Genomic DNA, 26,214 nt, shown 5'->3' on the forward strand with positions numbered 1-26,214 from the left:
TTACATTGACGCGATCGGTAATTGAAACCGGCGCAGGAAAATACAAACCTTTGCTTACACTTTGCGATGCGCTGTTGCGAATGTTCGCTGGTTTGTTCGCGGATCCGGTTGATATTCTGGCTATCCCAGAGGTATTGATAGGTGGAGTCAACGTCACGTTGACCACTTTACTTACACCAGCCTGCGCAGATGCGCAGGTTTTTTTTTGCCCGCTATCGGCGTTGTTACAGATAGCGAAAATCGTAATAACTCGTTGCACTTAGGCTCACTCCCTTGCGTTTTCCCGCTGGCCCGTTACGGCCAAAAAACGTGACAATCGAGATCCCAGAGGTATTGATAGGTGAGTTTCTCAGGTACGCTCTTCGTACTGAACGTCTTACACCGACCTGCGCGGATGCGCAGGTTTTTTTTATTCCGAAAATCCCCCCGCTGCACTGCTTTCCCATGCCTTCTCGTGTAACCTGCTTTGACTCATCAACCGGTCACATGGAGTTGTTATGCTTTTGGGATTTTTCAGACTGCTGTTCAAGGGGTTATACCGGGTCAGACTGACCGGCGACACGCAGGCTTTATACCAGCAAAAGGTCTTAATCACCCCGAACCACGTCTCTTTCCTCGACGGCATTCTGCTGGCGCTGTTTTTGCCGGTCCGACCGGTTTTTGCGGTCTATACCTCAATCAGCCAGCGCTGGTTTATGCGCGCGCTGACGCCGATTATCGATTTTGTGCCGCTGGACCCGACCAAGCCGATGTCGATCAAACATCTGGTGCGCCTGATTGAGCAGGGGCGGCCGGTGGTTATTTTCCCGGAAGGGCGAATTTCGGTCAGCGGCTCGCTGATGAAAATTTATGACGGCGCCGCCTTTGTCGCCGCCAAATCGCAGGCGACCATTGTGCCGCTGCGTATTGAAGGCGCCGAACTGACACCCTTCAGCCGGCTGAAGGGGCTGGTGAAACGTCGCCTGTTCCCGCGTATTCAGCTGCATCTCCTGCCGCCCACCCATCTGCCGATGCCCGAGGCGCCGCGCGCCCGCGACCGGCGGAAGATCGCCGGGGAGATGCTGCACCAGATCATGATGGAAGCCCGGATGGCGGTGCGCCCGCGGGAAACCCTGTATGAGTCGCTGCTGGCGGCGCAGGACCGCTTCGGCGCGCGCAAACCCTGCGTGGAGGATATCAACTTCCAGCCGGATACCTATCGCAAGCTGCTGACCAAAACCCTGTTTGTCGCCCGCATTCTGGAAAAATACAGCCAGCCGGGCGAGAAGATCGGCCTGATGCTGCCTAACGCCGGCATCAGCGCGGCGGTGATTTTCGGCGCTATCGCCCGCGGGCGTATTCCGGCGATGATGAACTATACCGCCGGGGTGAAAGGGCTCAGCAGCGCGATAGCCGCCGCGGAGCTCAACACCATTTTCACCTCGCGCACCTTCCTCGATAAAGGCAAACTCTGGCACCTGCCGGAGCAACTGACCCAGGTGCGCTGGGTATTCCTGGAAGATCTTAAAGGCGATATCACCCTCGCTGACAAACTGTGGATTTTTGCTCATCTGCTGGCGCCGCGTCTGGCGCAGGTTAAGCAGCAGCCGGAAGACGCGGCGATGATCCTCTTCACCTCCGGTTCCGAGGGCAATCCGAAAGGGGTGGTGCACAGCCATAAGAGTCTGCTGTCCAACGTCGAGCAGATCAAAACTATCGCCGACTTTACCGCCAATGACCGCTTTATGTCGGCGCTGCCGCTGTTCCACTCTTTTGGCCTCACCGTCGGCTTGCTGACGCCGCTGCTTACCGGGGCGGAAGTGTTTCTCTATCCCAGCCCGCTGCACTATCGCGTGGTGCCGGAGCTGGTCTACGATCGCAACTGTACGGTGCTGTTCGGCACTTCGACCTTCCTCGCCAACTATGCCCGTTTCGCCAATCCGTACGATTTCTACCGCCTGCGCTACGTGGTCGCCGGGGCGGAGAAGCTGCAGGAGAGCACCAAACAGCTGTGGCAGGATAAATTCGGCCTGCGCATTCTCGAAGGCTATGGCGTGACCGAGTGCGCGCCTGTGGTCTCGATTAACGTGCCGATGGCGGCGAAGGTCGGCACCGTGGGCCGCATCCTGCCGGGGATGGACGCCCGCCTGCTGGCGATGCCAGGCATTGATCAAGGGGGGCGGCTGCAGCTGAAAGGGCCGAACATCATGAAAGGCTACCTGCGGGTGGAAAACCCCGGCGTGCTGGAAGCGCCTGCGGCGGAAAACCAGCACGGCGAGATGGAAGCGGGCTGGTATGACACCGGGGATATCGTTACCTTCGATGAGCAGGGCTATGTCCGCATTCAGGGCCGCGCGAAGCGCTTCGCCAAAATCGCCGGCGAGATGATCTCCCTCGAGATGGTGGAGCAGGTGGCCCTCGGCGCGTCGCCGGACAAAATGCACGCCACGGCGATTAAACAGGACGCCAGCAAAGGCGAGGCGTTGGTGCTGTTTACCACCGATAATGAACTGACTCGTGAAGCCCTGCTGCGCTACGCCCGCCAGCACGGCGTACCGGAGCTGGCGGTGCCGCGAGATATACGCTGGCTGAAACAGCTACCGGTGCTCGGCAGCGGCAAGCCAGACTATGTCACCCTGAAAAATATGGTCGACGAGGCGGAAACAACCCATGAGTGAGTCAGTACATACTAACCCTTCGCTGTACTCGAAAGGGATGCTGGCGGTGATCTGCGCCCAGTTCCTGTCGGCCTTCGGCGACAATGCGCTTCTCTTCGCCACCCTGGCGCTGATGAAGCAGCTCTATTATCCGGAGTGGAGCCAGCCGGTCCTGCAGATGTTGTTTGTGGGCGCTTACATCCTCTTTGCCCCCTTTGTCGGCCAGTTCGCCGATAGCTTTGCCAAAGGCCGGGTGATGATGGTGGCCAACGGCCTGAAACTGCTCGGCGCCGGCTGCATCTGCTTCGGCGTCAATCCGTTTATCGGCTATACGCTGGTGGGGATTGGCGCCGCCGCCTATTCGCCGGCCAAGTATGGCATTCTCGGCGAACTCACCACCGGCGATAAGTTAGTGAAGGCTAACGGACTGATGGAGTCCTCGACCATCGCGGCGATCCTGCTGGGCTCCATGGCCGGCGGGATCCTCGCCGACTGGCACGTGCTGGCGGCGCTGATCGTCTGCGCGCTGGTCTACGGCGGGGCGGTAGTGGCTAACCTGTGGATACCCAGGCTGCCGGCAGCGCGTCCGGGGCAGTCGTGGCGTTTTAAGCCAATGACGCACAGCTTCTTCAGCGCCTGCCGGACGCTGTGGCGCAACGGCGAAACCCGCTTTTCGCTGATGGGCACCAGCCTGTTCTGGGGCGCTGGCGTGACCCTGCGTTTCCTGCTGGTGATCTGGGTGCCGGTGGCGCTGGGCATTACCAGCAACGCCATGCCCACCTATCTTAATGCGATGGTGGCGGTGGGGATTGTGCTGGGTGCCGGGGCGGCGGCGAAGCTGGTGACCCTGGAGACGGTGTCGCGCTGTATGCCGGCCGGGATTTTGATCGGTATCGCGGTGATAGCCTTTGCGGTGCAGCAGTCGCTGCTGCCGGCGTTCGGTCTGCTGCTGCTGCTCGGGGTGTTCGGCGGGTTCTTTATCGTACCGCTGAACGCGCTGCTGCAGGAGCGTGGGAAACATTCGGTCGGGGCAGGTAACGCCATTGCGGTACAGAACCTCGGTGAGAACGTGGCGATGCTGCTGATGCTGGGGCTCTATTCCCTGGCGGTGAGCGTGGGTGTTCCACCGGTCGCCGTGGGGATAGGCTTTGGCGCGGTATTCGCCGTGGCCATCGCCGCGCTGTGGGTCTGGGGGCGGCGTAAATAACCTCCCGGCTTGCGCTGCGCTTGACTGGGCGAGGGGGTCGCCAATATCTGCTCTTCAGTAGCCCGGGTAAGGCGTATACGCCTTACCCGGGGCTTTGCTTTCTTACGGCGCCGGGTAGGTATAAACCTGATGCACCGCCTCAATCTCCGCTAATACCTCTTCGCTCAGCTCAAGCTGCAAACTTTCCACGTTGGCCTGCAGCTGCGTCATGGTCGTCGCCCCCAGCAGGGTGCTGGCGACAAACGGCTGCCGACGCACAAAGGCCAGCGCCATTTGCGCCGGATCGAGGCCGTGGCGTTTGGCGATATCCACATAGGCCGCTACCGCTTTCTGCGACTGCTCGCTGCTGTAGCGCGTAAAGCGGCTGAACAGCGTATTGCGCGCCCCCGCCGGCTTCGCACCGTTGAGATACTTGCCGGTCAGTGTGCCGAAAGCCAGGCAAGAGTAGGCCAGCAGCTCCACGCCTTCGAACTGACTCACTTCCGCGAGGCCGACTTCAAAGCTGCGGTTCAGCAGGCTGTAAGGATTCTGAATAGTCACGATCCGCGGGAGGTCGTGCTTATCCGCCAGGTGCAGATAACGCATCACGCCGAAGGCGGTTTCGTTCGACACGCCGATGTAGCGGATCTTCCCGGCGCGCTGGAACTCGGTCAGCGCTTCGAGGGTATCCAGCAGCGTCACGGCGGGCGCGGCGTCGGCCCAGGTATAGCCCAGCTTGCCAAAGCAGTTGGTTGGCCGCTGCGGCCAGTGAACCTGATATAAATCGAGATAATCGGTCTGCAGCCGCTTCAGGCTGGCGTGCAGCGCCTCGCGGATATTTTTGCGGTCCAGGACGTGATTGGGCCGAATGCTGCTGTCGTTATTGCGCGCGGGCCCGCTGACTTTCGAGGCGAGCACCAGCTTTTCGCGATTGCCGCGTTTCGCCAGCCAGTTGCCGACGTAGGTTTCAGTCAGCCCCTGGGTTTCCGGGCGCGGCGGGACCGGGTACATTTCAGCGACATCGATCAGGTTGATGCCGTTGGCAACCGCGTAATCGAGCTGCTGGTGGGCATCGGCCTCGCTATTCTGTTCACCAAAAGTCATGGTTCCCAGCCCGAGGGTGCTGATTTCAAGAGAACTGTGTGGGATACGGTGATACTGCATAGCCAGCTTCCTTTTTATTTATAAGGTCAGGCATTCCCCGACAAAGGAGTATCAACATGGCAGAGGGTGAGAAAAAGAGGAAGTAAAAAATCAAAAAAGCCGGGTGACGAGGAGGGGCGGTGAGTGAAACCCGCGGCGTCCTGGTATATCCCGACTCTTCTCAAAAGACTGGTGGTCGGTAAGCGCAGCGTCAACAGAAGCTGGGGCCGACAGGGAAAGATTAACGCTTAATGATTTGCGAAACGTCGTCACGATTGATCTGCATTTTATTACCCTGCTGATCTTCGTAACTGATTAAACCGGTATCGTCATCCACGGTAGGTTTACCGTCGGTCAGGATCATTCGCCCATCTTTGGTCGCCATGACGTAATCGCTGCTGCAACCGGAAACCGAGAACGCCAGTCCTACGGCGGAAATCAATACTGCCCATTTCTTCATCGTCAACACCTCTTCAGTAGCTGCACCCCATACCCGTCTATTAATAGCCTGATTTGTGAGACATAAAAAGCAGTAAAGTCTGAAAAAGGGTTGCAGCCTGTGACCAGGCTGCAATTTTGTGGTTTACAGCGGGTTTTTCTTATTACGCAGCAGGTTAAGGCTCTCCACCGCGATAGAGAAGAACATGGCGAAATAGATGTATCCCTTCGGCACATGGACGTCGAAGCTTTCCAGCATCAGGGTAAAGCCGACGAGGATCAGAAACGACAGCGCCAGCATTTTCACCGAAGGATGACGGTCAACAAAATCGCCGATGGGTCGCGCGGCGAACATCATCACCCCCACCGCGATCACCACTGCCGCCATCATGATGAACAGATGATCCGACAGGCCGACGGCGGTGATCACTGAATCGAGGCTAAAGATGATATCCAGCAGCATGATCTGCACGATAGCGCCGAGGAAGGAGTGGACGTTGGTCTTCAGCCCCTCCTCTTCACCTTCGATAGATTCATGGATCTCTTTACTGGCTTTCCAGATAAGGAATAGCCCACCGAGCAGCAAGATCAGATCGCGAAACGAGATCTCCTGACCGAAAACGGTAAAGAGCGGGTTGGTAAGCTTAACGACCCAGGCGATTGAGGCCAGCAGCGCCAGACGCATGACCATCGCGCCCATCAAACCGATCCGGCGCGCATGGGCGCGCTGGGCGGTGGGGAGCTTAGCCACGACCAGAGAGAGGAAAATAATATTGTCGATCCCGAGCACGATCTCCAGCAGCGTCAATGTGCCCAGCGCCAGCCAGGCGTTAGGATCGGTTATCCATGCAAATAACATTGTTCAAAGTCCTGCAAAATAGAAAGCAGCAATTATATGCAACCCCCAACGCAGAACAAAAAATTAATCGTGTTGTAACAAGAAATGGCGGGCAAGCAGAGCGGCGGTAAAATTCTTTTTCAGATAGAAACCGCGCGGCAGCGTGAGGATTGTCTCCCCGCGGGCGCCGATGGCTTCGGTCAGCGCCTTGCTGTTGGCGGCTTTCGGTCTTAACTGCAGCACCTCGCCGTGGCGGGCGGTAATGCGCTCGACCTCACCGAGAACAATGAGATCCATCAGCTCTTCCCAGTCCATGCGCAGCTGGCGCTCCTCGTCTTCGTCCGGGCTCCACAGCAGCGGTGCGCCGACGCGCCGCGCCGCCAGCGGGATGGTGCGTTCACCCTCCACCGGGATCCACAGGACGCGCTGCAGCTTATGCCGTACATGGCTGCTCTCCCAGGTGACGCCGCTATTGCCGGTTAACGGGGCGACGCAGACGAAGGTGGTCTCCAGCGGGCGTCCCCGGCTGTCGATGGGGATCGTTTTGAGCTCGACCCCCAGCGCGGCGAAATCCTGCTCGGGTTTACTGCCTGCGCTGGCGCCCAGCCACAGCTCCAGCAGAATGCCCGTCCAGCCTTTATCGCGCTTCAGATCGCGCGGAATGGGGATCCCCGCCAGCGCCGCCAGCTCGCCCAGCGAATAGCCGGCCAGCTGGCGGGCCTGGGCCAGCAGCTGTTCCTGACTTTGCGGCGGTGAGGCGAGCGGAGCGATAGCGGGCATAGGGCAATACCTTTGGTTAAAAAGTGAGCGCTAATTTTGCGCGTTGTGGATAGAGTTTACCGTTTTCTGAGTAACTATACCAATCTCATGATTTATATGGCTTTTTAAACTCATCATGCGGCTTATGAAAACGGTGTAAACGGGTTTTCCAGAACTGGTCACTGACAATAAACAGGATCTTACACCATGTTATCCACAGAAAAGTGGGATAACTGGGGAAAAGACTCACTACTGGTTCGATTTACAGCCTTGACGTGCGACGAAAATCGAATTTTTAGAGAAAATCTGCCGGTGGCCTGCGCGTAATCTGTGGATAAAATCGACATTGCTCGATCTTTCATCAGTCGGCGGATCGCATGTGTGATGATCGTCACGTTATGCTGTAATGTGTGAAAGGAATATATTCTAACTTTATGAATATGATACTATTATTTTCAGATGCTAGCGATGCGATGTTCGGATTACTCTGGGTTTTCCCGGGTTAATTCCGTACTTCTTCACAACTCTATCCACAGAAAAAGTGAATAAAATCGGCTGTCACGCGCTTTCATTGTTTATAACTCTGGCAATTACTGTGAGTTATTCAAATGTTATCCGTTCTCAGTGTGCGAACAGAGTGGTTTACCGTTTCCGGCGAGTGTGAAACAATCATTCACATTGAAGCTTATCTTGAGGTAGTCCGGTGATTGATGACGATGGCTACCGCCCAAATGTCGGTATTGTAATCTGTAATCGTCAGGGCCAGGTGATGTGGGCCCGGCGCTATGGTCAGCACTCGTGGCAGTTCCCGCAAGGGGGCATTAATCCAGGAGAATCCGCAGAGCAGGCGATGTATCGGGAATTGTTTGAAGAGGTCGGGTTAAGCCGTAAAGATGTGCGGATCCTGGCCTCAACCCGTAACTGGCTGCGTTACAAGTTGCCTAAACGTTTGGTGCGTTGGGACACAAAGCCGGTTTGTATCGGCCAGAAACAAAAGTGGTTTCTTTTGCAGTTGATCGGCAACGATGCGGACATCAATATGCAAACCAGCAGTACACCTGAATTTGATGGTTGGCGCTGGGTGAGTTACTGGTACCCGGTTCGCCAGGTGGTGTCGTTTAAGCGCGACGTCTACCGCCGGGTGATGAAAGAGTTCGCCAGCGTGACCATGTCGCTGGCGGAGAGCGCACCTAAGCCGCAAAACGCGCCTGCTTATCGACGTAAAAGAGGTTAAGCCACGCACATTATGCTCACTCGGTTGCGAGAAATAGTCGAGAAGGTCGCGAGCGCGCCGCGTTTAAACGAGGCGCTGGATATTCTGGTGACGGATGTCTGCCAGGCGATGGAGACGGAAGTCTGCTCGGTTTACCTGGCTGACAATGACCGACGCTGCTATTACCTGATGGCCACCCGCGGGTTAAAAAAACCTCGCGGGCGCACCGTTGCGCTGGCGTTCGATGAAGGCCTGGTGGGGCTGGTTGGCCGTCTGGCGGAACCCATCAACCTCGCCGATGCGCAAAAACACCCCAGCTTCAAATATATCCCCGCCGTCAAAGAGGACCGCTTCCGCGCCTTCCTTGGCGTGCCGATCATTCAGCGCCGCCAGCTGCTGGGCGTGCTGGTGGTCCAGCAGCGCGAGCTGCGTCAGTTTGATGAAAGCGAAGAGTCTTTCCTCGTCACCCTCGCCACCCAGATGGCGGCGATCCTCTCCCAGTCCCAGCTGAACGCCCTGTTCGGCCAGTATCGTCAAACGCGCATTCGCGCTCTGCCGGCCTCTTCCGGGGTGGCGATCGCCGAGGGCTGGATGGACGTCAGCCTGCCGCTGATGGAGCAGGTGTATGAAGCCTCGACGCTGGACACCGCCTCGGAACGCGAACGCCTGACCGGTGCGCTGGAAGAGGCGGCCAACGAGTTTCGTCGCTACAGCAAACGCTACGCTGCCGGGGCGCAAAAAGAGACGGCGGCGATCTTCGATCTCTACTCGCACCTGCTCTCTGACGCCCGCCTGCGTCGCGAGCTGTTTGCCGAAGTTGACAAAGGCGCCGTCGCCGAGTGGGCCGTCAAAAAGATCATTGAGAAGTTCGCCGAACAGTTTGCCGCGCTGAGCGACGGCTATTTGAAAGAGCGGGCCGGCGATCTGCGTACCCTGGGCCAGCGTCTGCTGTTCCATCTCGACGACAGTATTCAGGGGCCCAACACCTGGCCGGCGCGCATTATCCTCGTGGCCGACGAGCTGTCGGCCACCACCCTCGCCGAAGTGCCGCAGGATCGCCTGGCCGGCGTGGTGGTGCGCGATGGCGCCGCCAACTCCCATGCCGCTATTATGGTGCGGGCCCTCGGCATCCCAACGGTGATGGGCGCCGATATTCAGCCCTCGCTGCTGCATGGCCATACGCTGATTGTCGATGGCTATCGCGGTGAACTGCTGGTGGATCCTGAACCTGTCCTGTTGCAGGAGTATCAGCGCCTTATCAGCGAAGAGAACGAACTCAGCCGCCTGGCGGAGGACGATCTCCAGCGCGCGTCGGAGCTGAAAAGCGGCGAGCGGGTGAAAGTCATGCTTAACGCCGGCTTAAGCCCCGAGCACGAAGAGAAGCTCGGCAGCTTTGTTGACGGCATTGGCCTCTACCGCACCGAAATTCCCTTTATGCTGCAGAGCGGCTTCCCCTCAGAAGAGGAGCAGGTCGCCCAGTATCAGGGCATGCTGCAGATGTTTAACAGCAAACCGGTGACCCTGCGTACCCTGGACATCGGCGCGGATAAACAGCTGCCGTATATGCCGATCAGCGAAGAGAACCCGTGCCTCGGCTGGCGCGGGATCCGCATCACCCTCGATCAGCCGGAGATCTTTTTGATCCAGGTGCGGGCGATGCTGCGCGCCAACGCCGCCACCGGCAACCTCAGCATTTTGCTGCCGATGGTGACCAGTCTGGAGGAGGTGGATGAGGCCCGTCGGCTGATCGATCGCGCCAGCCGGGAAGTGGAAGAGATGATCGGCTACGCCATCCCACGTCCGCGCCTGGGGGTGATGCTGGAGGTCCCGTCGATGGTCTTTATGCTGCCGCAGCTGGCCAGCCGGATCGATTTTATCTCGGTAGGGACGAACGACCTGACCCAGTACCTGCTGGCCGTCGACCGCAACAATACCCGGGTCGCCAGCATGTATGACAGCCTGCATCCTGCGGTATTGCGTGCGCTGGCGATGATCGCCCATGACGCGGAGCGCTTTGGCATCGATCTGCGCCTGTGCGGCGAGATGGCGGGCGACCCGATGTGCGTGACGATCCTTATCGGCCTCGGTTACCGCCATCTGTCGATGAACGGCCGCTCGGTGGCGAGGGTGAAGTATCTGCTGCGCCGCATTGATATCGAAGAGGCGCAGGAGCTGTCGCGTCGCAGCCTCGATGCGCAGATGACCGCCGAGGTGCGCCATCAGGTGGCGGCCTTTATGGAGCGTCGCGGTCTCGGCGGCCTGATCCGCGGCGGGCGGTAGCGCCAGCCCGGGTGAGGCGTAAGCCGTAACCCGGGGATCCTCTGCTCGCACCCTCCGGCAAAGTAGGGTACCGCCGGGAAAACGGCATTCTGTTAGCATCCGTATACATATCTTTTACACGTTCGGCGCGGATCGCTCTTGTGGCTTATGCTATGATTCGCCTCCTTCGGCGTGCCCGTTTTGTTCGGGCATGGATCATCACCGCTGTCCACTTTCGGCGGAATAACAAGTCTTTATGGTGACAGATGAATAGTGGCTACCTGCATTTTCCGGAGTTCGATCCGGTCATTTTTTCTCTAGGCCCGGTCTCCCTCCACTGGTACGGTTTGATGTACCTGGTGGGCTTTGTCTTTGCGATGTGGCTGGCCACCCGTCGGGCGAATCGTCCGGGCAGCGGCTGGACGAAAAATGAAGTGGAAAACCTGCTCTACGCGGGCTTCCTCGGCGTCTTCCTGGGCGGCCGTATCGGCTACGTGCTGTTTTACAACCTGCCGGTATTTCTTGCCGATCCGCTGTATCTGTTCCGCGTCTGGGACGGCGGCATGTCGTTCCACGGCGGCCTGATCGGCGTGATCCTGGTGATGATTATCTTCGCCAGACGCACCAAACGCACCTTCTTCCAGGTCTCCGATTTTATCGCGCCGCTGATCCCGTTTGGTCTTGGCGCCGGGCGTCTGGGCAACTTTATCAACGGCGAGCTGTGGGGCCGCGTAGACCCGAGCTTCCACTACACGATGATTTTCCCGGGCTCCCGTGCCGAAGACCTGGCGCTGCTGCCGACGCATCCGGAATGGCAATCGCTGTTCGATACCTACGGCGCGCTGCCGCGTCACGCGTCGCAGCTGTACGAGCTGGCGCTGGAAGGCGTGGTACTGTTCCTGATCCTCAACCTGTTTATCCGTAAACCGCGCCCGACCGGCTCCGTTTCCGGTCTGTTCCTGATTGGCTACGGCCTGTTCCGCATCATCGTGGAATTCTTCCGCCAGCCCGACGCCCAGTTCACCGGCGGCTGGGTGCTGTACATCAGTATGGGGCAGATTCTTTCGATCCCGATGGTGCTTGCGGGTATCATTATGATGGTTTGGGCTTACCGCCACCGTCCGCAGCAACAGAATTCTTGAGGAACCATGAAACAGTATCTTGATTTGATGCAGAAAGTGCTCACCGAGGGCACGCCAAAAAATGACCGCACCGGCACTGGCACGATCTCCATTTTCGGCCATCAGATGCGTTTTAACCTGCAGGAAGGCTTCCCGCTGGTGACCACCAAGCGCTGTCATTTACGCTCCATCATCCATGAACTGCTGTGGTTCCTGCAGGGCGACACCAACATCGCCTATCTGCACGAGAACAACGTCACCATCTGGGACGAGTGGGCGGATGAGAATGGCGACCTGGGGCCGGTCTACGGCAAACAGTGGCGTTCCTGGCCTGCGCCGGACGGCCGCCATATCGACCAGATCACCACGGTGATGAACCAGCTGAAAAACGACCCGGACTCCCGCCGGATCATCGTCTCGGCATGGAACGTCGGCGAGCTGGATAAAATGGCGCTGGCGCCGTGCCACGCCTTCTTCCAGTTCTACGTCGCCGACGGCAAGCTCTCCTGCCAGCTGTATCAGCGTTCCTGCGATGTGTTCCTCGGCCTGCCGTTCAATATCGCCAGCTATGCGCTGCTGGTGCATATGGTGGCGCAGCAGTGCGATCTGCAGGTCGGTGATTTCGTCTGGACCGGCGGAGACACCCATCTGTACAGCAACCATCTTGAGCAGACCAACCTGCAGCTAAGCCGCGAACCGCGTCCGCTGCCGAAGCTGGTCATCAAACGCAAGCCGGCGTCGATCTTCGACTACCGCTTTGAAGACTTCGAGATTGAAGGTTACGATCCGCACCCGGGCATTAAAGCGCCGGTGGCGATTTAACCCCCAGCAGAGATAACCAACCGGCGCTCGATGGCGCCGGTTTTTTTATGCCCTTCGCACCACCCGATGGGAGCGCTTTCCGTTACCACCGGGAGAAGGTCGTTTTCACCTGCCCCAGGCCACAGGTGGTTGCGGTGGGCGAAGTTGGGTAGACGCTCGCAAAAAAATGTCCTTCTGTCGAGTATGCAAAGCTATTTTGCGTATCTGGCCGGGAAAGCTATTTTCCGTCGTCGCGCCAGAGCCAATCGCCGCGGCATACTCGACGCCATGAACAGAGAACATGGCTACACCCTGATGGAAACCCTGGTAACGCTGACACTGATGATGATCCTCAGCGTCGGCGGCCTGTACGGCTGGCAGCGCTGGCAGCAGCAGCAACGACTGTGGCAAACCGCCGTCCAGGTGCGGGATTTTCTGCTCTTTCTGCGCGATGACGCCAACGCCTACAACCGGGACCGCGTGCTTCGCGTCGGCCAGGACGAAGTGGGCTGGTGCCTGAGCGCGGAGGGGGAGGGGCCTGACTGCGCCTCGGGGACATCCTTCACGCTGCGCCCGCGCTGGCCGGGGATCACGCTGGCTGGCGTTACGCCTGGTCTGGGGTTTTATGGTCTGCGCAGCACCGCCTGGGCGGGGAATCTGCGGCTGCAGAGCGCGGCCGGCAGCTGGAGCATTGTGATCTCACACTGGGGGCGGATTCGTTTATGCCGCAGCGACAGCGCAGGAGGGTGTCAGTGAGCCGCCGCGGATTTTCCCTGGCGGAGGCGCTTATCGCCATGGTCATCGGCTCGCTGCTGCTGATGGGGGCCTGCCGCTTTCTGCCTGCCCTGCAGCGTCATATTCTGCGCCAGGGCGAACAGCTGGCCCTGGAGAACGAGCTGTGGCAGCGCGTGCATGCCGTGGGAAAACATCTGCAGCGCGCCGGGTACTGCCGGGGAGCGTGCGGCGGAGCCGGGCTGGAGCTAGCCGCTGGCGGCGAGTGTCTGATTGTGCGCTGGGATGCGAACAGCAACGGGAGATGGGAAAACTCCCCCGCGGCAGCGGCGGAGAGCACCGGCTTTCGCCTGCGCGACGGCGCGCTGGAGACCCTGCGCGGGGCCAGCGACTGCCGCGGCGGCGGATGGGAGAAAATCACCAACCCGGCCGCCATCGTGGTGACGCGCTTCTCGGTACAACGTCAGGTCACCCCGGGCTTCGCGCCGGAGCTGAGCGTGACGCTGGCGGCGCGCTCCGCGCAACAGACGGGCCTGACGAGCGAGGTTGAGCAGCGGGTGACGGGGTATAACCTGTGATCCGCCAGCGTGGAATGTCGTCGCTGCTGATGGTGCTCCTGTTGCTGACCCTCGGCAGCCTGTTACTCGAGGGGCTTAACCTGCAGCAGCGGGCGCTGCTGGCGCAAACCGCCAGCGAAACGCAAGCGATCCGCGATACGGCGATAGCCCATTCCGCGCTGCAGTGGGGAAAACAGCAGGTCTGGTCGGCGCAGGTGGCGCTGGCCTGCCGGGAGCAGGCGCCGCAGGGCTGGCGCGCCTGTCTGCGTATCTTCGGCGACGGTTCACTGGTGCTCAGCAGCGCCAGCGGCGAGGTGCAGGTCTGGCAGTCCGGCGAGGTGCGCGGCGGGCAGGTGCGTTTTTCCGCCCACGGCTGGAGCGATTTTTGCCCGCTCAGGGAGGCGAGCTTATGTCAAATGCCCTGAAGCGTCAGCGGGGGTTTAGCCTGCCGGAGACCGTGCTGGCGATGGCGCTGATGGTGCTGACGGTCACCGCGCTGGGCGGCTATCAGCGCGGAATGGCGCAAGGAATTGTCCAGTTGAACCAGACCCGTCAACTGTGGCGCGACGCGTGGCGCTATAGCCAGCTCTCCGCGCCGCCGTCGCCGGCACGCGGGCAGGTAAGCCGTATGCAGACATCGAGGCAAAGATGTGTCAGCATCACGGTAACGATCAGTAGACCCGTTGCAAAGCGGGTGCAGATGACCCGGCTGCATTGCCCGGTCAGCCAGTAGTCAGGAGCAATTATGTTAAGGGTATACCACTCAAACCGGCTGGATGTTCTCGAGGCGTTGATGGAGTTTATCGTCGAGCGCCAGCGGCTGGATGACCCTTTTCAGGCCGAAATGGTGCTGGTGCAGAGTACCGGCATGGCGCAGTGGCTGCAGATGACCCTGGCCGCGCGCTTCGGGATTGCCGCCAATATCGAGTTCCCGCTGCCGGCGAGCTTTATCTGGGATATGTTCGTGCGCGTCCTGAAAGATATTCCGGGCGAAAGCGCCTTCAGCAAGCAGAGCATGAGCTGGAAGCTGATGACCCTCCTGCCGCAGCACCTGGAGGAAGACGATTTTATCCTGCTGCGCCAGTATCTGAGTGATGACGGCGACAAGCGCAAGCTGTTTCAGCTGGCCGCCCGGGTGGCGGACCTCTATGACCAGTACCTCGTCTATCGCCCGGAGTGGCTGATGCGCTGGGAGGCCGGCCAGCGGGTGGAAGGTCTTGGCGATGCCCAGCAGTGGCAGGCGCCGCTGTGGCAGGCGCTGGTGAGCTACACCGCCGAGCTGGGGCAGCCGCAGTGGCACCGCGCCAATCTCTACCAGCGCTTTATCAGTACCCTGGAAAAAGCGGACGAACCGCCCGCCGGGCTGCCGTCGCGCGTCTTCATCTGCGGGATTTCCGCGCTGCCGCCGGTCTATCTTCAGGCCCTGCAGGCGCTGGGTAAGCATGTCGATGTCTACGTATTGTTTACCAACCCCTGCCGCTACTACTGGGGAGACATTAAGGATCCGGCGTTTCTGGCGAAGCTGCTGTCGCGTCAGCGGCGCCATCACCGCGAGGCGCGCGCGCTACCTCTGTTTCGCGACACCGAGCAGGCGCCGGGGTTGTTTAATGACGCCGGGGAACAGGATGTCGGCAACCCGTTGCTCGCCTCCTGGGGCAAACTGGGGCGCGACTATATCTACCTGCTGGCAGGGCTGGAGCGCTATGAGGAGCTGGACGCTTTTGTCGACATCGCCCCCGATAACCTGTTGCATAACCTGCAGTCGGATATCCTTGAACTACGCAACGCGGCGGTGGCCGGGCAGAGCGCAGAGGCATTCGCCCACAGTCGCGACAAACGTCCGCTGGCGCTGGATGACCGCAGTCTGAGCATTCACGTCTGCCACAGTCCGCAGCGCGAAGTGGAGGTTCTGCACGATAGGCTACTGGCGATGCTGGAGGCGGATCCGACGCTCACGCCGCGGGATATCATCGTCATGGTGGCGGATATCGACAGCTACAGCCCCTATATACAGGCGGTGTTTGGCGCGGCCAGCGGCGATCGCTGGCTGCCGTGGGCGATCTCCGACCGTCGCGCCCGAGAGTCGCACCCGGTGATGCAGGCGTTTATCACGCTGCTCTCGCTGCCGGACAGCCGCTTCGCCAGTGAAGATGTGCTGGCGCTGCTGGACGTCCCGGTGCTGGCGGCGCGCTTTAATATCACGGAAGAAGGGCTGCGCTACCTGCGCCAGTGGGTGAACGAGTCCGGCGTCCGCTGGGGAATGGATGACGACAACGTCCGTGAGCTGGACCTGCCGGCGACCGGGCAGCATACCTGGCGGTTCGGCCTCACCCGCATGCTGTTGGGCTACGCGATGGACAGCCGCGAGGGAGAATGGCAGTCGGTGCTGCCGTATGACGAATCCAGCGGTTTGATCGCCGAGCTGGTGGGCAACCTCGCGTCGCTGCTGATGCAGCTTAATCTGTGGCGACGCGGCCTGGCCCAGCAGCGGCCGCTGGCGGAGTGGCTGCCGGTCTGTCGCGATCTGCTGAATGACTTTTTCCTGCCGGACAGCGAGACCGAAGCGGCGCTGGCGCTGATTGAGCAGCAGTGGCTGGCGGTTATTGATAGCGGTCTGGAGGCGCAGTATGGCGAGCAGGTTCCGCTGACGCTGCTGCGCGATGAGCTGGCCCAGCGCCTCGATCAGCAGCGGATCAGCCAGCGCTTTCTTGCCGGCCCGGTCAATATCTGTACCCTGATGCCGATGCGTTCGATCCCCTTTAAGGTGGTGTGCCTGCTGGGGATGAATGACGGGGTTTATCCGCGCACGCTACCGCCGCTGGGCTTTGATTTAATGAGCCAGAAGCCGCAGCGCGGCGACCGCAGCCGGCGCGATGATGACCGCTATCTGTTCCTCGAGGCGCTGATGTCCGCCGAGCAGACGCTGTATATCAGCTATATCGGCCGTTCGATCCAGGACAACAGCGAGCGTTTTCCTTCGGTGCTGGTGCAGGAGCTGGTGGATTATATCGGCCAGAGCCACTGTCTCGCCGGTGACGAAGAGCTTGACTGCGACGCCAGCGAAGCGCGGGTTAAAGCCCACATCACCCATCTGCATACGCGCATGCCGTTCGACGTTGCCAATTTCCAGGAAGACGAGAACAAGAGCTACGCTCGTGAATGGCTGGCGGCCGCCGGCCAGCAGGGAGAGGCGCATAGCGATTTTATACAGCCGCTCACCGCGCCGCCGATTGACAGCCTGCCGTTCGATCAGCTTCTGCGCTTCTGGCAGCACCCGGTACGCGCGTTCTTTCAGCAGCGTTTGCGGGTCAATTTCCGCGCCGAAGAGGACGATATTCCAGACGACGAGCCGTTCACTCTTGAAGGGCTGAGCCGTTATCAACTGAATCAGCAACTGCTCAATACGCTTATTGAGGAGCAGGACGTCTCGGCTATGTTCCGCCGCTTTCGCGCCGCCGGCGAGCTGCCGTATGGCGCCTTTGGCGAGCTGGTCTGGGAGACGCAGCGCCTGGAGATGCAGGCGCTGGCCGAGCGGGTGATGGCCGAGCGCCAGCAGGCGCAGAGCATGGAGATCGATCTGCAGTGCGGCGGCGTGAACCTGACCGGCTGGCTGCAGCAGGTGCAGCCGGACGGTCTGCTGCGCTGGCGGCCTTCGTTGCTGAGCGTCTCCCAGGGGATGCAACTTTGGCTGGAACACCTTGTCTACTGCGCCAGCGGCGGCACCGGCGAGAGCCGGCTGTTTGTGCGGAAAGAGGGAGAGTGGCGCTTTCCGGCGCTGGCGCCCGCCGAGGCGCAGGCGTACCTTAACGAGCTGGTGGATGGCTATTTGCTGGGGATGTCGCAGCCGCTGCTGCTGCTGCCGGAAAGCGGTGGCGCCTGGCTGAAAGCCTGTTACGACGCCGAAAAGGATGTCATCTTAATGGACGAAGAGACGCAGCAGAAAGCGCGGAGCAAATTCCTGCAGACCTACGAAGGGAACATGGTGGTCAGCGGGGAGGGCGCCGATATCTGGTATCAACGCCTGTGGCGTTCGCTGGAGCCGGCGCATTACGAAGAAATCATTGCCCAGACGCAGCGTTATCTGTTACCGCTATATCGTTACCATCGGTCCACACAAATTTAAATAGTATAAAAATTGCGCACTGAATGGCGGTTCATTTAATATGCGCAACGTATCACGGACTGATGGACATAAAAGGCTGCACGCTGTGCAGCGCAAGTTTGTTAATGATGAGGTTCGTGAATGCCCCGCAGTTTATGGTTCAAGGTTTTTGTTGTGCTGGCCGCCCTCTGGGCGCCGTTTAGTCAGGCCGACACCGGATGGCAGCCGATTCAGGAGACGATCCGCAAAAGCGAAAAAGATACGCGTCAGTATCAGGCGATCCGCCTTGATAACGACATGGTCGTGCTGCTGGTTTCCGATCCGCAGGCGGTGAAATCGCTGTCGGCGCTGGTGGTGCCGGTGGGATCCCTGCAGGATCCGGCAGATCATCAGGGGCTGGCGCATTTTCTGGAACATATGACGCTGATGGGGTCGCAAAAATATCCCCAGCCTGACAGCCTTGCAGAGTTTCTTAAGCTGCACGGCGGCAGCCATAACGCCAGTACCGCGCCCTACCGCACCGCGTTTTATCTTGAAGTGGAAAATGATGCGCTGGACGGGGCCGTAGATCGCCTGGCCGACGCCATCGCCGCGCCGCTGCTGGATAAAAAATATGCCGACCGCGAACGTAACGCGGTCAACGCCGAGCTGACGATGGCCCGGACGCGAGACGGGATGCGCATGGCCCAGGTCAGCGCGGAGACCATCAACCCGGCTCACCCGGCGGCCCACTTCTCGGGTGGCAACCTCGAGACGCTCAGCGATAAGCCCGGCAGCCCGGTGCTTGATGCGCTGCACACCTTCCGCGATAGCTGGTACTCCGCCAATCTGATGAAAGCGGTGATCTACAGCAACAAGCCGTTGCCGGCGCTGGCGCGTATGGCTGCGGACACCTTTGGCCGCGTGCCGAATCGTCAGATCAGCAGGCCGGAAATTACCGTCCCGGTGGTCACGGATGCGCAAAAAGGCATCATTATTCACTATGTGCCGGCGATGCCGCGTAAAGTGCTGCGCGTCGAGTTTCGCATCGACAACAACAGCGATCGCTTCCGCAGCAAAACCGATGAGCTGGTCACCTATCTTATCGGCAACCGCAGCCCGGGCACGCTCTCTGACTGGTTGCAAAAACAGGGCCTGGCGGAAGGTATCCGCGCCGATTCCGATCCGGTGGTAAACGGCAACAGCGGCGTACTGGCGATCTCAGCCACCCTCACCGACAAAGGCCTGGCGCACCGCGATGAAGTGACGGCGGCCATTTTCAGCTACCTCGATCTCCTGCGTACTCAGGGCATCGACAAACGGTACTTCGACGAACTGGCGCATGTACTGGCGCTGGATTTCCGCTATCCGTCGATCAACCGCGACATGGACTACGTGGAATGGCTGGCGGATACCATGATCCGAGTGCCGGTCGAGCATGCGCTGGACGTGGTGAATATTGCCGACCAGTACGACCCGCAGGCGATCAAAGACCGGCTGGCGATGATGACCCCGCAGAACGCCCGTATCTGGTATATCAGCCCCCAGGAGCCGCATAACAAGACGGCCTACTTTGTCGATGCGCCGTATCAGGTGGATAAGATTAGCGAGCAGACGTTCGCTGACTGGCAGCACAAATCGCAGGCCATCCAGCTGCAGCTGCCGGCGCTCAACCCCTATATTCCGGATGACTTCACCCTTATCAAAAGCGATAAAGCCTGGCCGCATCCGCAGCTGATCCTTGATGAACCGACGCTGCGGGTGGTGTATGCCCCGAGCCAGTATTTTGCCAGCGAGCCGAAGGCGGACATCTCCCTGGTGCTGCGTAATCCCCAGGCGATGGACAGCGCTCGCCGGCAGGTGATGTTTGCCCTCAACGATTATCTCGCCGGCATCGCCCTCGACCAGCTCAGTAACCAGGCGGCGGTCGGCGGCATTTCGTTCTCTACCGGCGCTAATAACGGATTAATGGTCAATGCCAACGGCTATACCCAGCATCTTCCGGCGCTGTTCAGCGATCTGCTGCAGGGATACTTCAGCTATACGCCGACCGAGGAGCAGCTGGAGCAGGCCAAATCCTGGTATGCGCAGATGATGGATTCCGCCGAGAAAGGCAAAGCCTACGATCAGGCGATAATGCCGATCCAGATGGTCTCGCAGGTGCCGTACTTCCAGCGCGAAGTGCGCCGGGCGCTGCTGCCCTCCATTACCCTTAAAGAGGTGCTCAACTACCGCGCCAACCTGAAAACCAGGGGGCGTCCTGAACTGATGGTGATAGGCAATATGACCGCCGATGCCGCCACGACGCTGGCCCGCCAGATCCAGCAGCAGCTGGGCGCTGACGGCAACGAATGGTGCCGCAATAAAGACGTGGTGGTGAACCGGCAGCAGCTGGCGATCTTCAATAAAGCGGGCAACAGCACCGACTCCGCGCTGGCCGCGGTGTTCGCGCCGCCCAACGTGGATGAGTTCAGCAGCACCGCCGCCAGCACCCTGCTGGGACAGATTATTCAGCCGTGGTTCTACAACCAGCTGCGTACTGAAGAGCAGCTCGGCTACGCGGTCTTTGCCTTCCCGATGAACGTGGGGCGCCAGTGGGGCATGGGCTTCCTGCTGCAGAGTAGCGATAAGCAGCCGGCCTTCCTCTGGCAGCGGTTCCAGGCCTTCTTCCCCACCGCGGAGGCGAAGCTGCGGGCGATGAAGCCGGAAGAGTTTGCCCAGCTCCAGCAGGCGGTGATAAGCCAGATGCTGCAGGCGCCGCAGACGCTGGGCGATGAAGCCTCGAAACTGAGCAAAGATTTCGATCGCGGTAATATGCGTTTTGATTCACGTGATAAAGTAGTGGCTCAGATTAAACTGCTGACGCCGCAAAAACTTGCCGACTTCTTCCATCAGACGGTGGTGGATCCGCAGGGCATGACGATCTTGTCCCAGATTTCCGGTAGCCAGAATGGCAAAGCGGACTATGCCCAGCCGAAAGGCGGCAAAGTGTGGGAAAACGTCAGCGCATTGCAGCAATCCTTACCCCTGATGCGAGAGAATGAATGACCGACACCGCTGAGTCTTTGGATCCCCTGCGCTTGCCCCTGATCGGCGAGCGCCTGATAGAAGCCTCTGCGGGCACCGGAAAAACCTTTACCATCGCCGCGCTGTATCTGCGGCTGCTGTTGGGGCTGGGCGGTGAGGCCGCCTATCCCCGCGCCATCAGCGTTGAAGAACTGCTGGTGGTGACCTTTACCGAGGCGGCGACCGAAGAGCTGCGCGGCCGTATCCGCAGCAACATCCACGAACTGCGCATCGCCTGCCTGCGCGGCGAATCCGACAATCCGCTCTACAGCGCGTTGTTGGCGGAGATCGCCGATAAAGATGACGCTGCGAAGACGCTGCTGCTGGCTGAACGGCAGATGGACGAGGCGGCGGTATTCACCATCCACGGCTTTTGCCAACGGATGCTGAGCCTTAACGCCTTCGAGTCGGGCATGCTGTTCGAGCAACAGCTGATCGAGGATGAATCCCGCCTGCGCTATCAGGCCTGCGCCGATTTCTGGCGCCGTCACTGCTATCCCCTGACCCGCGATATCGCGGCGGTGATCCACGACGTCTGGAAAGGACCGCGCGATCTGCTGAAGTCCCTTGACCGCTGGCTGCAGGGCGAAGCGCCGCAGCTTAAGTCGCCGCCAGCCCCTAACGAGACGCTGGCCGAACGCCATCAGCAGATCATCGCCCGCATTGACTCGCTCAAGCAGCAGTGGCGCGAGCAGGTGGGCGAGATCGAAGGCGTGCTGGAAAATTCCGGCCTTGACCGGCGGAAGTTTAATCGCGGCAACCAGGGCAAGTGGATGGAGAAAGTGAACGCCTGGGCGCAGGAAGAGACGTTAAGCTACCAGCTGCCCGACGCGCTGGAGAAATTTGCCCAGTCGTTTCTGCTCGAGCGCACCAAAGCCGGTGTCGAACCGCCGGTGCATCCCCTGTTTAGCGCCGTAGAGTCGTTGCTGGCCTCCTCGCTGACGCTCACCGATCTGGTGCTGGCGAGAGCGATGGTCGAGATCCGCGATGCGGTCGCCCGCGAAAAGCGCCGCCGCGGCGAGCTGGGGTTTGACGATATGCTCAGCCGGCTTGACGAGGCGCTGCGCGGCGACAGCGGCGAGACGCTGGCCAGCGCTATTCGCCAGCGTTTTCCGGTGGCGATGATCGATGAATTTCAGGACACCGACCCTCAGCAGTACCGGATTTTTCGCCGCATCTGGCGCCGGCAGCCGGAGACGGCTCTGCTGCTGATCGGCGATCCGAAGCAGGCCATCTACGCCTTTCGCGGCGCCGATATCTTTACCTATATGAAAGCGCGCGGCGACGTTGCCGCGCACTACACCCTCGATACCAACTGGCGCTCCTCGCCGGGCATGGTGGGCAGCGTCAATCGGCTGTTCAGCCTCAGCGATAACCCCTTCATGTTCCACGAGATCCCGTTCCTGCCGGTGAAGGCGGCGGCGAAGAACAAGGGGCTGCGCTTTACCGTTGACGCGGCGGACGTACCGGCGATGAACGTCTGGCTGATGCCCGGCGACACTGTCGGGTCTGGCGATTATCAGACCTTTATGGCGCAGCTCTGCGCCACGCAGATCCGCGACTGGCTGAGCGCCGGTCAGCAGGGGCGCGCGCTGCTGTGGCGCGGGGAAACCTCGCGCCCGGTACAGGCTTCGGATATTACCGTGCTGGTGCGCAACCGGCTGGAGGCGGCGCAGGTGCGTGAAGCGCTGCAGACGCTGGGTATTCCCTCGGTCTACCTCTCCAACCGCGACAGCGTTTTTGAGACGCTGGAGGCCCAGGAGCTGCTCTGGCTATTGCAGGCGGTGCTGGCCCCGGAGCGGGAAAATACCCTGCGCAGCGCGCTGGCGACGTCGATGTTTGGCCTGACCGCGCTGGATATTGAAAACCTGAACCAGGACGAGCAGGCGTGGGACGCGCTGGTGGAAGAGTTTAGCGAATACCGCCAGATCTGGCGGCAGCGCGGGGTGATGCCGATGCTGCGGGCGTTGATGACAGCCCGGCATATCGCCGAGAATCTGCTGGCGACCCGCGGCGGCGAGCGGCGCTTAACCGACATTCTACACATCAGCGAACTGCTGCAGGAGGCGGCCAGCCAGCTGGAAAGCGAGCATGCCCTGGTGCGCTGGCTGGCGCAGCATATCGCCGAGCCGGACAGCAACGCCGCCAGCCAGCAGATGCGTCTCGAAAGCGATAAGCACCTGGTGCAAATTGTCACCATTCACAAGTCAAAAGGTCTGGAATACCCCCTGGTCTGGCTGCCGTTTATCGCCCGGTTTCGTAAACAGGACCAGGCGTTTTACCACGATCGCGAGACGTTCGCGGCGGTGCTGGATCTGGGCCAGGATGAGGCCAGCCTCGAGCTGGCGGAGGCGGAACGACTGGCGGAAGATCTGCGCCTGTTGTACGTGGCCCTGACCCGTGCGGTCTGGCACTGCAGCCTCGGCGTGGCGCCGCTCAGCAGCCGGAAATCCGGCAACAGCGATTTCCACCTCAGCGCGCTGGGACGGCTGCTGCAGGCGGGCGAAGCCATGGACGCCGCCGGGCTGGCTGCGCGGCTGGCGGACTTCTGTCATGGCGATATTGCATTACAGAGACCGGGCGAACTGGATCTCACCCCGTGGCAGGCGCCCGCGGCGACCATCCCGCGATTGTCGGCGCGCGAGCTGCAGCGCCGCATCGCCGACGACTGGCGGGTGACCAGTTACTCCGGACTGCAGCAGCATGGTTTCAGCGGCGGGCAGGATTTGCTGCCGCGTCTGGATGTTGATGCCGCCGGCGTCGGCGAAGTCGTGGAAGAGCCGCAGCTGACTCCGCACCAGTTCCCGCGCGGCGCCGCGCCGGGGACCTTCCTGCACAGCCTGTTTGAGGAGCTGGACTTCACCCAGCCGGTGCCGGAAGGGTGGATGGCGGAGAAGCTGCAGCTGAGCGGGTTTGACGCGCAGTGGGCGCCGGTGCTGACCGACTGGTTGGGGGGCGTGCTGAAGACTCGCCTGCCGGGGCCGGATATCGCGCTCAATCAGCTTGCGGCGCGGGATAAACAGGTGGAGATGGCATTTTACCTGCCCATCGCCCAGCTGCTGACGGCGGAGCGCCTTGACGCGCTTATCCGCCAGTACGATCCCCTCTCTGCCGACACGCCGCCGCTGGATTTCCGCCAGGTGCACGGCATGCTGAAGGGCTTTATCGATCTGGTCTTCCGTCACGAAGGCCGTTATTACCTGCTGGATTACAAATCCAACTGGCTGGGGGAAGATCGCGAGGCCTACACCCGGCCGGCGATGGAGCAGGCGATGCGTGCCCACCGCTACGATCTACAGTATCAGCTGTATAGCCTGGCGCTGCACCGCTATCTGCGCCACCGGCTGGCCGATTATGACTATGACCGCCACTTCGGCGGCGTGATTTATCTTTTCCTGCGCGGCATGGACGGGCAGGAGGGGGGGCAGGGGATCTTCACCACCCGGCCGGTGCGACCGCTGATTGACGGTCTGGATCAGCTTTTTGCCGGAGAAACTCAGGAGGAGGCCTCATGACTTTCGAACAACTACTGCTGGCGGCGGTGGAGCAGCGTCTGCTGCGGCCGCTGGACGTCCAGTTTGCCCTGATGGTGGCGCAAAACGACCCGCCGGCGGTCAAGCTGGCGGCGGCCTTGCTGAGCCGGGATGCCGGCGAGGGGCACGTCTGTCTGCCGCTCTCGCGGTTGAGCGGCGACGAGGCGCTGAGCGGTAAAGCCGGGGAGATCCGCGATCGGCTGCTGGCCGAAGCCGGCGCGCCGGAGGACTGGCCCGCACTGCTGCTCGCGTCGTCGGCGGTGAGCTGCGGCGATGCTCCGGCGCCGATGATTTTGTGCGGCGACCGGCTCTATCTCAACCGGATGTGGCGCAACGAGCTGACCGTCGCCCGCTTCTTCAATGAAGCCAACCGGGTGCTGGAGATGGATGAGGCCCGGCTGGCGTCAACCCTGAATGCCCTGTTCCCTGCCACCGGCGAAACCGACTGGCAAAAAGTGGCCGCGGCGGTGGCGCTGACCCGCCGCATCTCAGTGATCTCCGGCGGTCCCGGGACCGGGAAGACCACCACCGTGGCGAAGCTTCTGGCGGCGCTGATCCAGATCGAAGACAGCCCGCGCTGTCGTATTCGCCTGGCGGCGCCGACCGGGAAAGCGGCAGCGCGCCTGACCGAATCGCTGGGGGCGGCGCTGAGAAAGCTGCCGCTGACCGACGCGCAGAAAGCGTTAATTCCCACCGAGGCCAGCACGCTGCATCGTCTGCTGGGCGCCCAGCCAGGCAGCCAGCGGATGCGCTATCACGCCGGCAACCCGCTGCATCTGGACGTGCTGGTGGTGGATGAAGCCTCGATGATCGACCTGCCGATGATGTCGCGGCTTATCGACGCGCTGCCGGCCCACGGGCGGGTGATTTTCCTCGGCGATCGCGACCAGCTGGCCTCCGTAGAAGCGGGGGCGGTGCTGGGGGATATCTGCGCCTGGGCGAGTTCGGGCTATACCGCCGCGCGGGCGCAGGAGCTGACCCGGCTGACCGGTTCGCCGGTGCCGGCGGGCGATGGGGCTATCGCGGGCGTGCTGAGAGACAGTTTGTGCCTGCTGCAAAAGAGCTATCGCTTCGGTAGTCACTCCGGCATCGGGAGCCTGGCGCGGGCGGTGAACGCTGGCGCGCGCGCGGAGGTGAAGGCCACGCTGCGCCAGCCGTTTGACGATATCGCACTTCATCCCCTCAGCACGACCGAAGAGTACGAAGCCATGCTCGGCGCGGCTCAGCAGGGCTATGAGCGCTACCTGCAGCTGCGCCGCGAGCGGGCCGAACCGCAGGCCATGCTGGCCGCTTTCAGCGAATTCCAGCTGCTGTGCGCGCTGCGCGAGGGGCCGTATGGCGTGAGCGGCGTCAATGAGCGGCTGGAGCAGCGGCTCAACCGCCAGCGGGCGATCGCCCTGCCGCGCCACTCTCGCTGGTATGATGGCCGACCGATCATGATATCGCGCAACGACAGCGCGCTGGGGCTGTTTAACGGCGATATCGGCATCGCCCTGGAGCGCAACGGCGAGCTGCGGGTGTGGTTCCTGATGCCCGACGGCGCCATCAAGTCGGTGCAGCCGAGCCGTCTGCCGGAGCATGATACCGCCTGGGCGATGACCGTGCATAAATCGCAGGGCTCGGAGTTCGAACACGCGGCGCTGATCCTGCCGGCGCGCAGCGTCCCGCTGGTGACCCGCGAACTGGTCTACACGGCGATCACCCGCGCGAAACGGCGGTTGTCGCTCTATGCCGACGAGCAGGTGCTCTCCCAGGCCATTGTGACGCGCACCGAACGGCGCAGCGGCCTGGCGGAGATTTTCGCCGGGCGCGAAGCCCCCTGAGACGCCGGGTCCGGGCGATGGAAAATGC

At 60.9% G+C, this 26,214-nt stretch carries 19 protein-coding genes; 14 read left to right on the forward strand and 5 right to left on the reverse strand.

All coding sequences use genetic code 11. The features are described 5' to 3' along the window. The first annotated feature begins 497 nt into the window (after positions 1-497). Together aas and lplT are read left to right on the forward strand one after the other, a co-directional pair. The gene (gene aas, locus ACR809_RS04530; RefSeq protein WP_002915977.1) at positions 498-2,657 is read left to right on the forward strand and encodes a bifunctional acyl-ACP--phospholipid O-acyltransferase/long-chain-fatty-acid--ACP ligase; all 2,160 of its coding nucleotides are present in this window, start codon (positions 498-500) and stop codon (positions 2,655-2,657) included. Beyond that, positions 2,650-3,843 carry a lysophospholipid transporter LplT gene (gene lplT, locus ACR809_RS04535; RefSeq protein WP_002915976.1) on the forward strand — a complete coding sequence of 398 codons (1,194 nt, stop codon included), beginning with the start codon at positions 2,650-2,652 and terminating at the stop codon, positions 3,841-3,843. Before aas ends, lplT begins: the two co-directional genes overlap by 8 nt. Before the next feature lie 102 nt (positions 3,844-3,945). Here the strand turns inward: lplT and ACR809_RS04540 are convergent, their stop codons facing one another. The 5 genes from ACR809_RS04540 to ACR809_RS04560 form a co-directional block, all read right to left on the reverse strand. After that, positions 3,946-4,986 (reverse strand): NADP(H)-dependent aldo-keto reductase, encoded by a 1,041-nt coding sequence (locus ACR809_RS04540; protein ID WP_002915975.1) that lies wholly within the window; start codon positions 4,984-4,986, stop codon positions 3,946-3,948. Between the two features lie 220 nt (positions 4,987-5,206). Further along, positions 5,207-5,425, reverse strand: a complete 219-nt coding sequence (locus tag ACR809_RS04545; protein WP_002915974.1) for a YgdI/YgdR family lipoprotein — start codon at positions 5,423-5,425, stop codon at positions 5,207-5,209. Positions 5,426-5,548: 123 nt separating this feature from the next. Then, the gene (locus ACR809_RS04550) at positions 5,549-6,262 is read right to left on the reverse strand and encodes a TerC family protein (RefSeq protein ID WP_002915973.1); all 714 of its coding nucleotides are present in this window, start codon (positions 6,260-6,262) and stop codon (positions 5,549-5,551) included. Between the two features lie 63 nt (positions 6,263-6,325). Continuing rightward, positions 6,326-7,021 carry a DNA mismatch repair endonuclease MutH gene (gene mutH / locus ACR809_RS04555; RefSeq protein WP_004143967.1) on the reverse strand — a complete coding sequence of 232 codons (696 nt, stop codon included), beginning with the start codon at positions 7,019-7,021 and terminating at the stop codon, positions 6,326-6,328. Between the two features lie 85 nt (positions 7,022-7,106). Next, entirely contained in the window at positions 7,107-7,250 is a 144-nt protein-coding gene (locus tag ACR809_RS04560; protein WP_004218186.1) for a hypothetical protein, read from the reverse strand. A gap of 453 nt (positions 7,251-7,703) precedes the next feature. On the opposite strand from ACR809_RS04560, the gene rppH reads away from it, so the two are divergent. The 12 genes from rppH (at position 7,704) to recD (ending at position 26,186) form a co-directional block, all read left to right on the forward strand. Further along, positions 7,704-8,234: an RNA pyrophosphohydrolase gene (gene rppH, locus ACR809_RS04565; protein ID WP_002915936.1), complete on the forward strand. Its 531-nt coding sequence runs from the start codon at positions 7,704-7,706 to the stop codon at positions 8,232-8,234. A gap of 12 nt (positions 8,235-8,246) precedes the next feature. Beyond that, positions 8,247-10,493, forward strand: coding sequence for a phosphoenolpyruvate--protein phosphotransferase (ptsP, locus tag ACR809_RS04570; protein ID WP_002915935.1), 2,247 nt, complete (start codon positions 8,247-8,249; stop codon positions 10,491-10,493). A gap of 245 nt (positions 10,494-10,738) precedes the next feature. After that, complete coding sequence (gene lgt, locus ACR809_RS04575; RefSeq protein WP_122051077.1) at positions 10,739-11,614, forward strand: prolipoprotein diacylglyceryl transferase; 876 nt, start codon at positions 10,739-10,741, stop codon at positions 11,612-11,614. Positions 11,615-11,620: 6 nt separating this feature from the next. Continuing rightward, positions 11,621-12,415 (forward strand): thymidylate synthase, encoded by a 795-nt coding sequence (gene thyA / locus ACR809_RS04580; RefSeq protein WP_015958927.1) that lies wholly within the window; start codon positions 11,621-11,623, stop codon positions 12,413-12,415. 183 nt (positions 12,416-12,598) lie between these two features. Beyond that, complete coding sequence (locus ACR809_RS04585) at positions 12,599-13,150, forward strand: prepilin peptidase-dependent protein (protein WP_065899796.1); 552 nt, start codon at positions 12,599-12,601, stop codon at positions 13,148-13,150. Continuing rightward, entirely contained in the window at positions 13,147-13,704 is a 558-nt protein-coding gene (locus tag ACR809_RS04590) for a prepilin peptidase-dependent protein (protein ID WP_122051078.1), read from the forward strand. The genes ACR809_RS04585 and ACR809_RS04590 overlap by 4 nt, the downstream gene beginning before the upstream one ends. Continuing rightward, positions 13,701-14,108, forward strand: coding sequence for a DUF2509 family protein (locus ACR809_RS04595; protein WP_004181182.1), 408 nt, complete (start codon positions 13,701-13,703; stop codon positions 14,106-14,108). The genes ACR809_RS04590 and ACR809_RS04595 overlap by 4 nt, the downstream gene beginning before the upstream one ends. Next, positions 14,093-14,416, forward strand: coding sequence for a prepilin-type N-terminal cleavage/methylation domain-containing protein (locus tag ACR809_RS04600; protein ID WP_002915888.1), 324 nt, complete (start codon positions 14,093-14,095; stop codon positions 14,414-14,416). The genes ACR809_RS04595 and ACR809_RS04600 overlap by 16 nt, the downstream gene beginning before the upstream one ends. 12 nt (positions 14,417-14,428) lie before the next feature. After that, positions 14,429-17,806, forward strand: a complete 3,378-nt coding sequence (gene recC / locus ACR809_RS04605) for an exodeoxyribonuclease V subunit gamma (protein WP_122051079.1) — start codon at positions 14,429-14,431, stop codon at positions 17,804-17,806. A 120-nt stretch (positions 17,807-17,926) separates the two neighbouring features. After that, positions 17,927-20,812: a pitrilysin gene (ptrA, locus tag ACR809_RS04610; protein WP_004185488.1), complete on the forward strand. Its 2,886-nt coding sequence runs from the start codon at positions 17,927-17,929 to the stop codon at positions 20,810-20,812. Continuing rightward, positions 20,809-24,345, forward strand: coding sequence for an exodeoxyribonuclease V subunit beta (gene recB, locus ACR809_RS04615; protein WP_108452209.1), 3,537 nt, complete (start codon positions 20,809-20,811; stop codon positions 24,343-24,345). The genes ptrA and recB overlap by 4 nt, the downstream gene beginning before the upstream one ends. Continuing rightward, a complete protein-coding gene (recD, locus tag ACR809_RS04620; protein ID WP_086528706.1) occupies positions 24,342-26,186 on the forward strand; it encodes an exodeoxyribonuclease V subunit alpha in 1,845 nt (614 codons plus the stop codon). The genes recB and recD overlap by 4 nt, the downstream gene beginning before the upstream one ends. Positions 26,187-26,214: the final 28 nt, after the last annotated feature.

The organism is Klebsiella sp. CD33 (genome assembly GCF_051992865.1).
Taxonomy (GTDB): domain Bacteria; phylum Pseudomonadota; class Gammaproteobacteria; order Enterobacterales; family Enterobacteriaceae; genus Klebsiella; species Klebsiella pneumoniae.

Bases quoted from the DNA above. Each gene is read 5' to 3' on its own strand.
- ACR809_RS04550 (WP_002915973.1), bottom strand. From the start codon at position 6,262: ATGTTATTTGCATGGATAACCGATCCTAACGCCTGGCTGGCGCTGGGC.
- aas (WP_002915977.1), top strand. From the start codon at position 498: ATGCTTTTGGGATTTTTCAGACTGCTGTTCAAGGGGTTATACCGGGTC.
- ptrA (WP_004185488.1), top strand. From the start codon at position 17,927: ATGCCCCGCAGTTTATGGTTCAAGGTTTTTGTTGTGCTGGCCGCCCTC.
- ACR809_RS04585 (WP_065899796.1), top strand. From the start codon at position 12,599: ATGCAAAGCTATTTTGCGTATCTGGCCGGGAAAGCTATTTTCCGTCGT.
- lgt (WP_122051077.1), top strand. From the start codon at position 10,739: ATGAATAGTGGCTACCTGCATTTTCCGGAGTTCGATCCGGTCATTTTT.
- ACR809_RS04540 (WP_002915975.1), bottom strand. From the start codon at position 4,986: ATGCAGTATCACCGTATCCCACACAGTTCTCTTGAAATCAGCACCCTC.
- lplT (WP_002915976.1), top strand. From the start codon at position 2,650: ATGAGTGAGTCAGTACATACTAACCCTTCGCTGTACTCGAAAGGGATG.
- mutH (WP_004143967.1), bottom strand. From the start codon at position 7,021: ATGCCCGCTATCGCTCCGCTCGCCTCACCGCCGCAAAGTCAGGAACAG.
- ACR809_RS04545 (WP_002915974.1), bottom strand. From the start codon at position 5,425: ATGAAGAAATGGGCAGTATTGATTTCCGCCGTAGGACTGGCGTTCTCG.
- recD (WP_086528706.1), top strand. From the start codon at position 24,342: ATGACTTTCGAACAACTACTGCTGGCGGCGGTGGAGCAGCGTCTGCTG.
- ptsP (WP_002915935.1), top strand. From the start codon at position 8,247: ATGCTCACTCGGTTGCGAGAAATAGTCGAGAAGGTCGCGAGCGCGCCG.
- thyA (WP_015958927.1), top strand. From the start codon at position 11,621: ATGAAACAGTATCTTGATTTGATGCAGAAAGTGCTCACCGAGGGCACG.
- ACR809_RS04600 (WP_002915888.1), top strand. From the start codon at position 14,093: ATGTCAAATGCCCTGAAGCGTCAGCGGGGGTTTAGCCTGCCGGAGACC.
- recB (WP_108452209.1), top strand. From the start codon at position 20,809: ATGACCGACACCGCTGAGTCTTTGGATCCCCTGCGCTTGCCCCTGATC.
- recC (WP_122051079.1), top strand. From the start codon at position 14,429: ATGTTAAGGGTATACCACTCAAACCGGCTGGATGTTCTCGAGGCGTTG.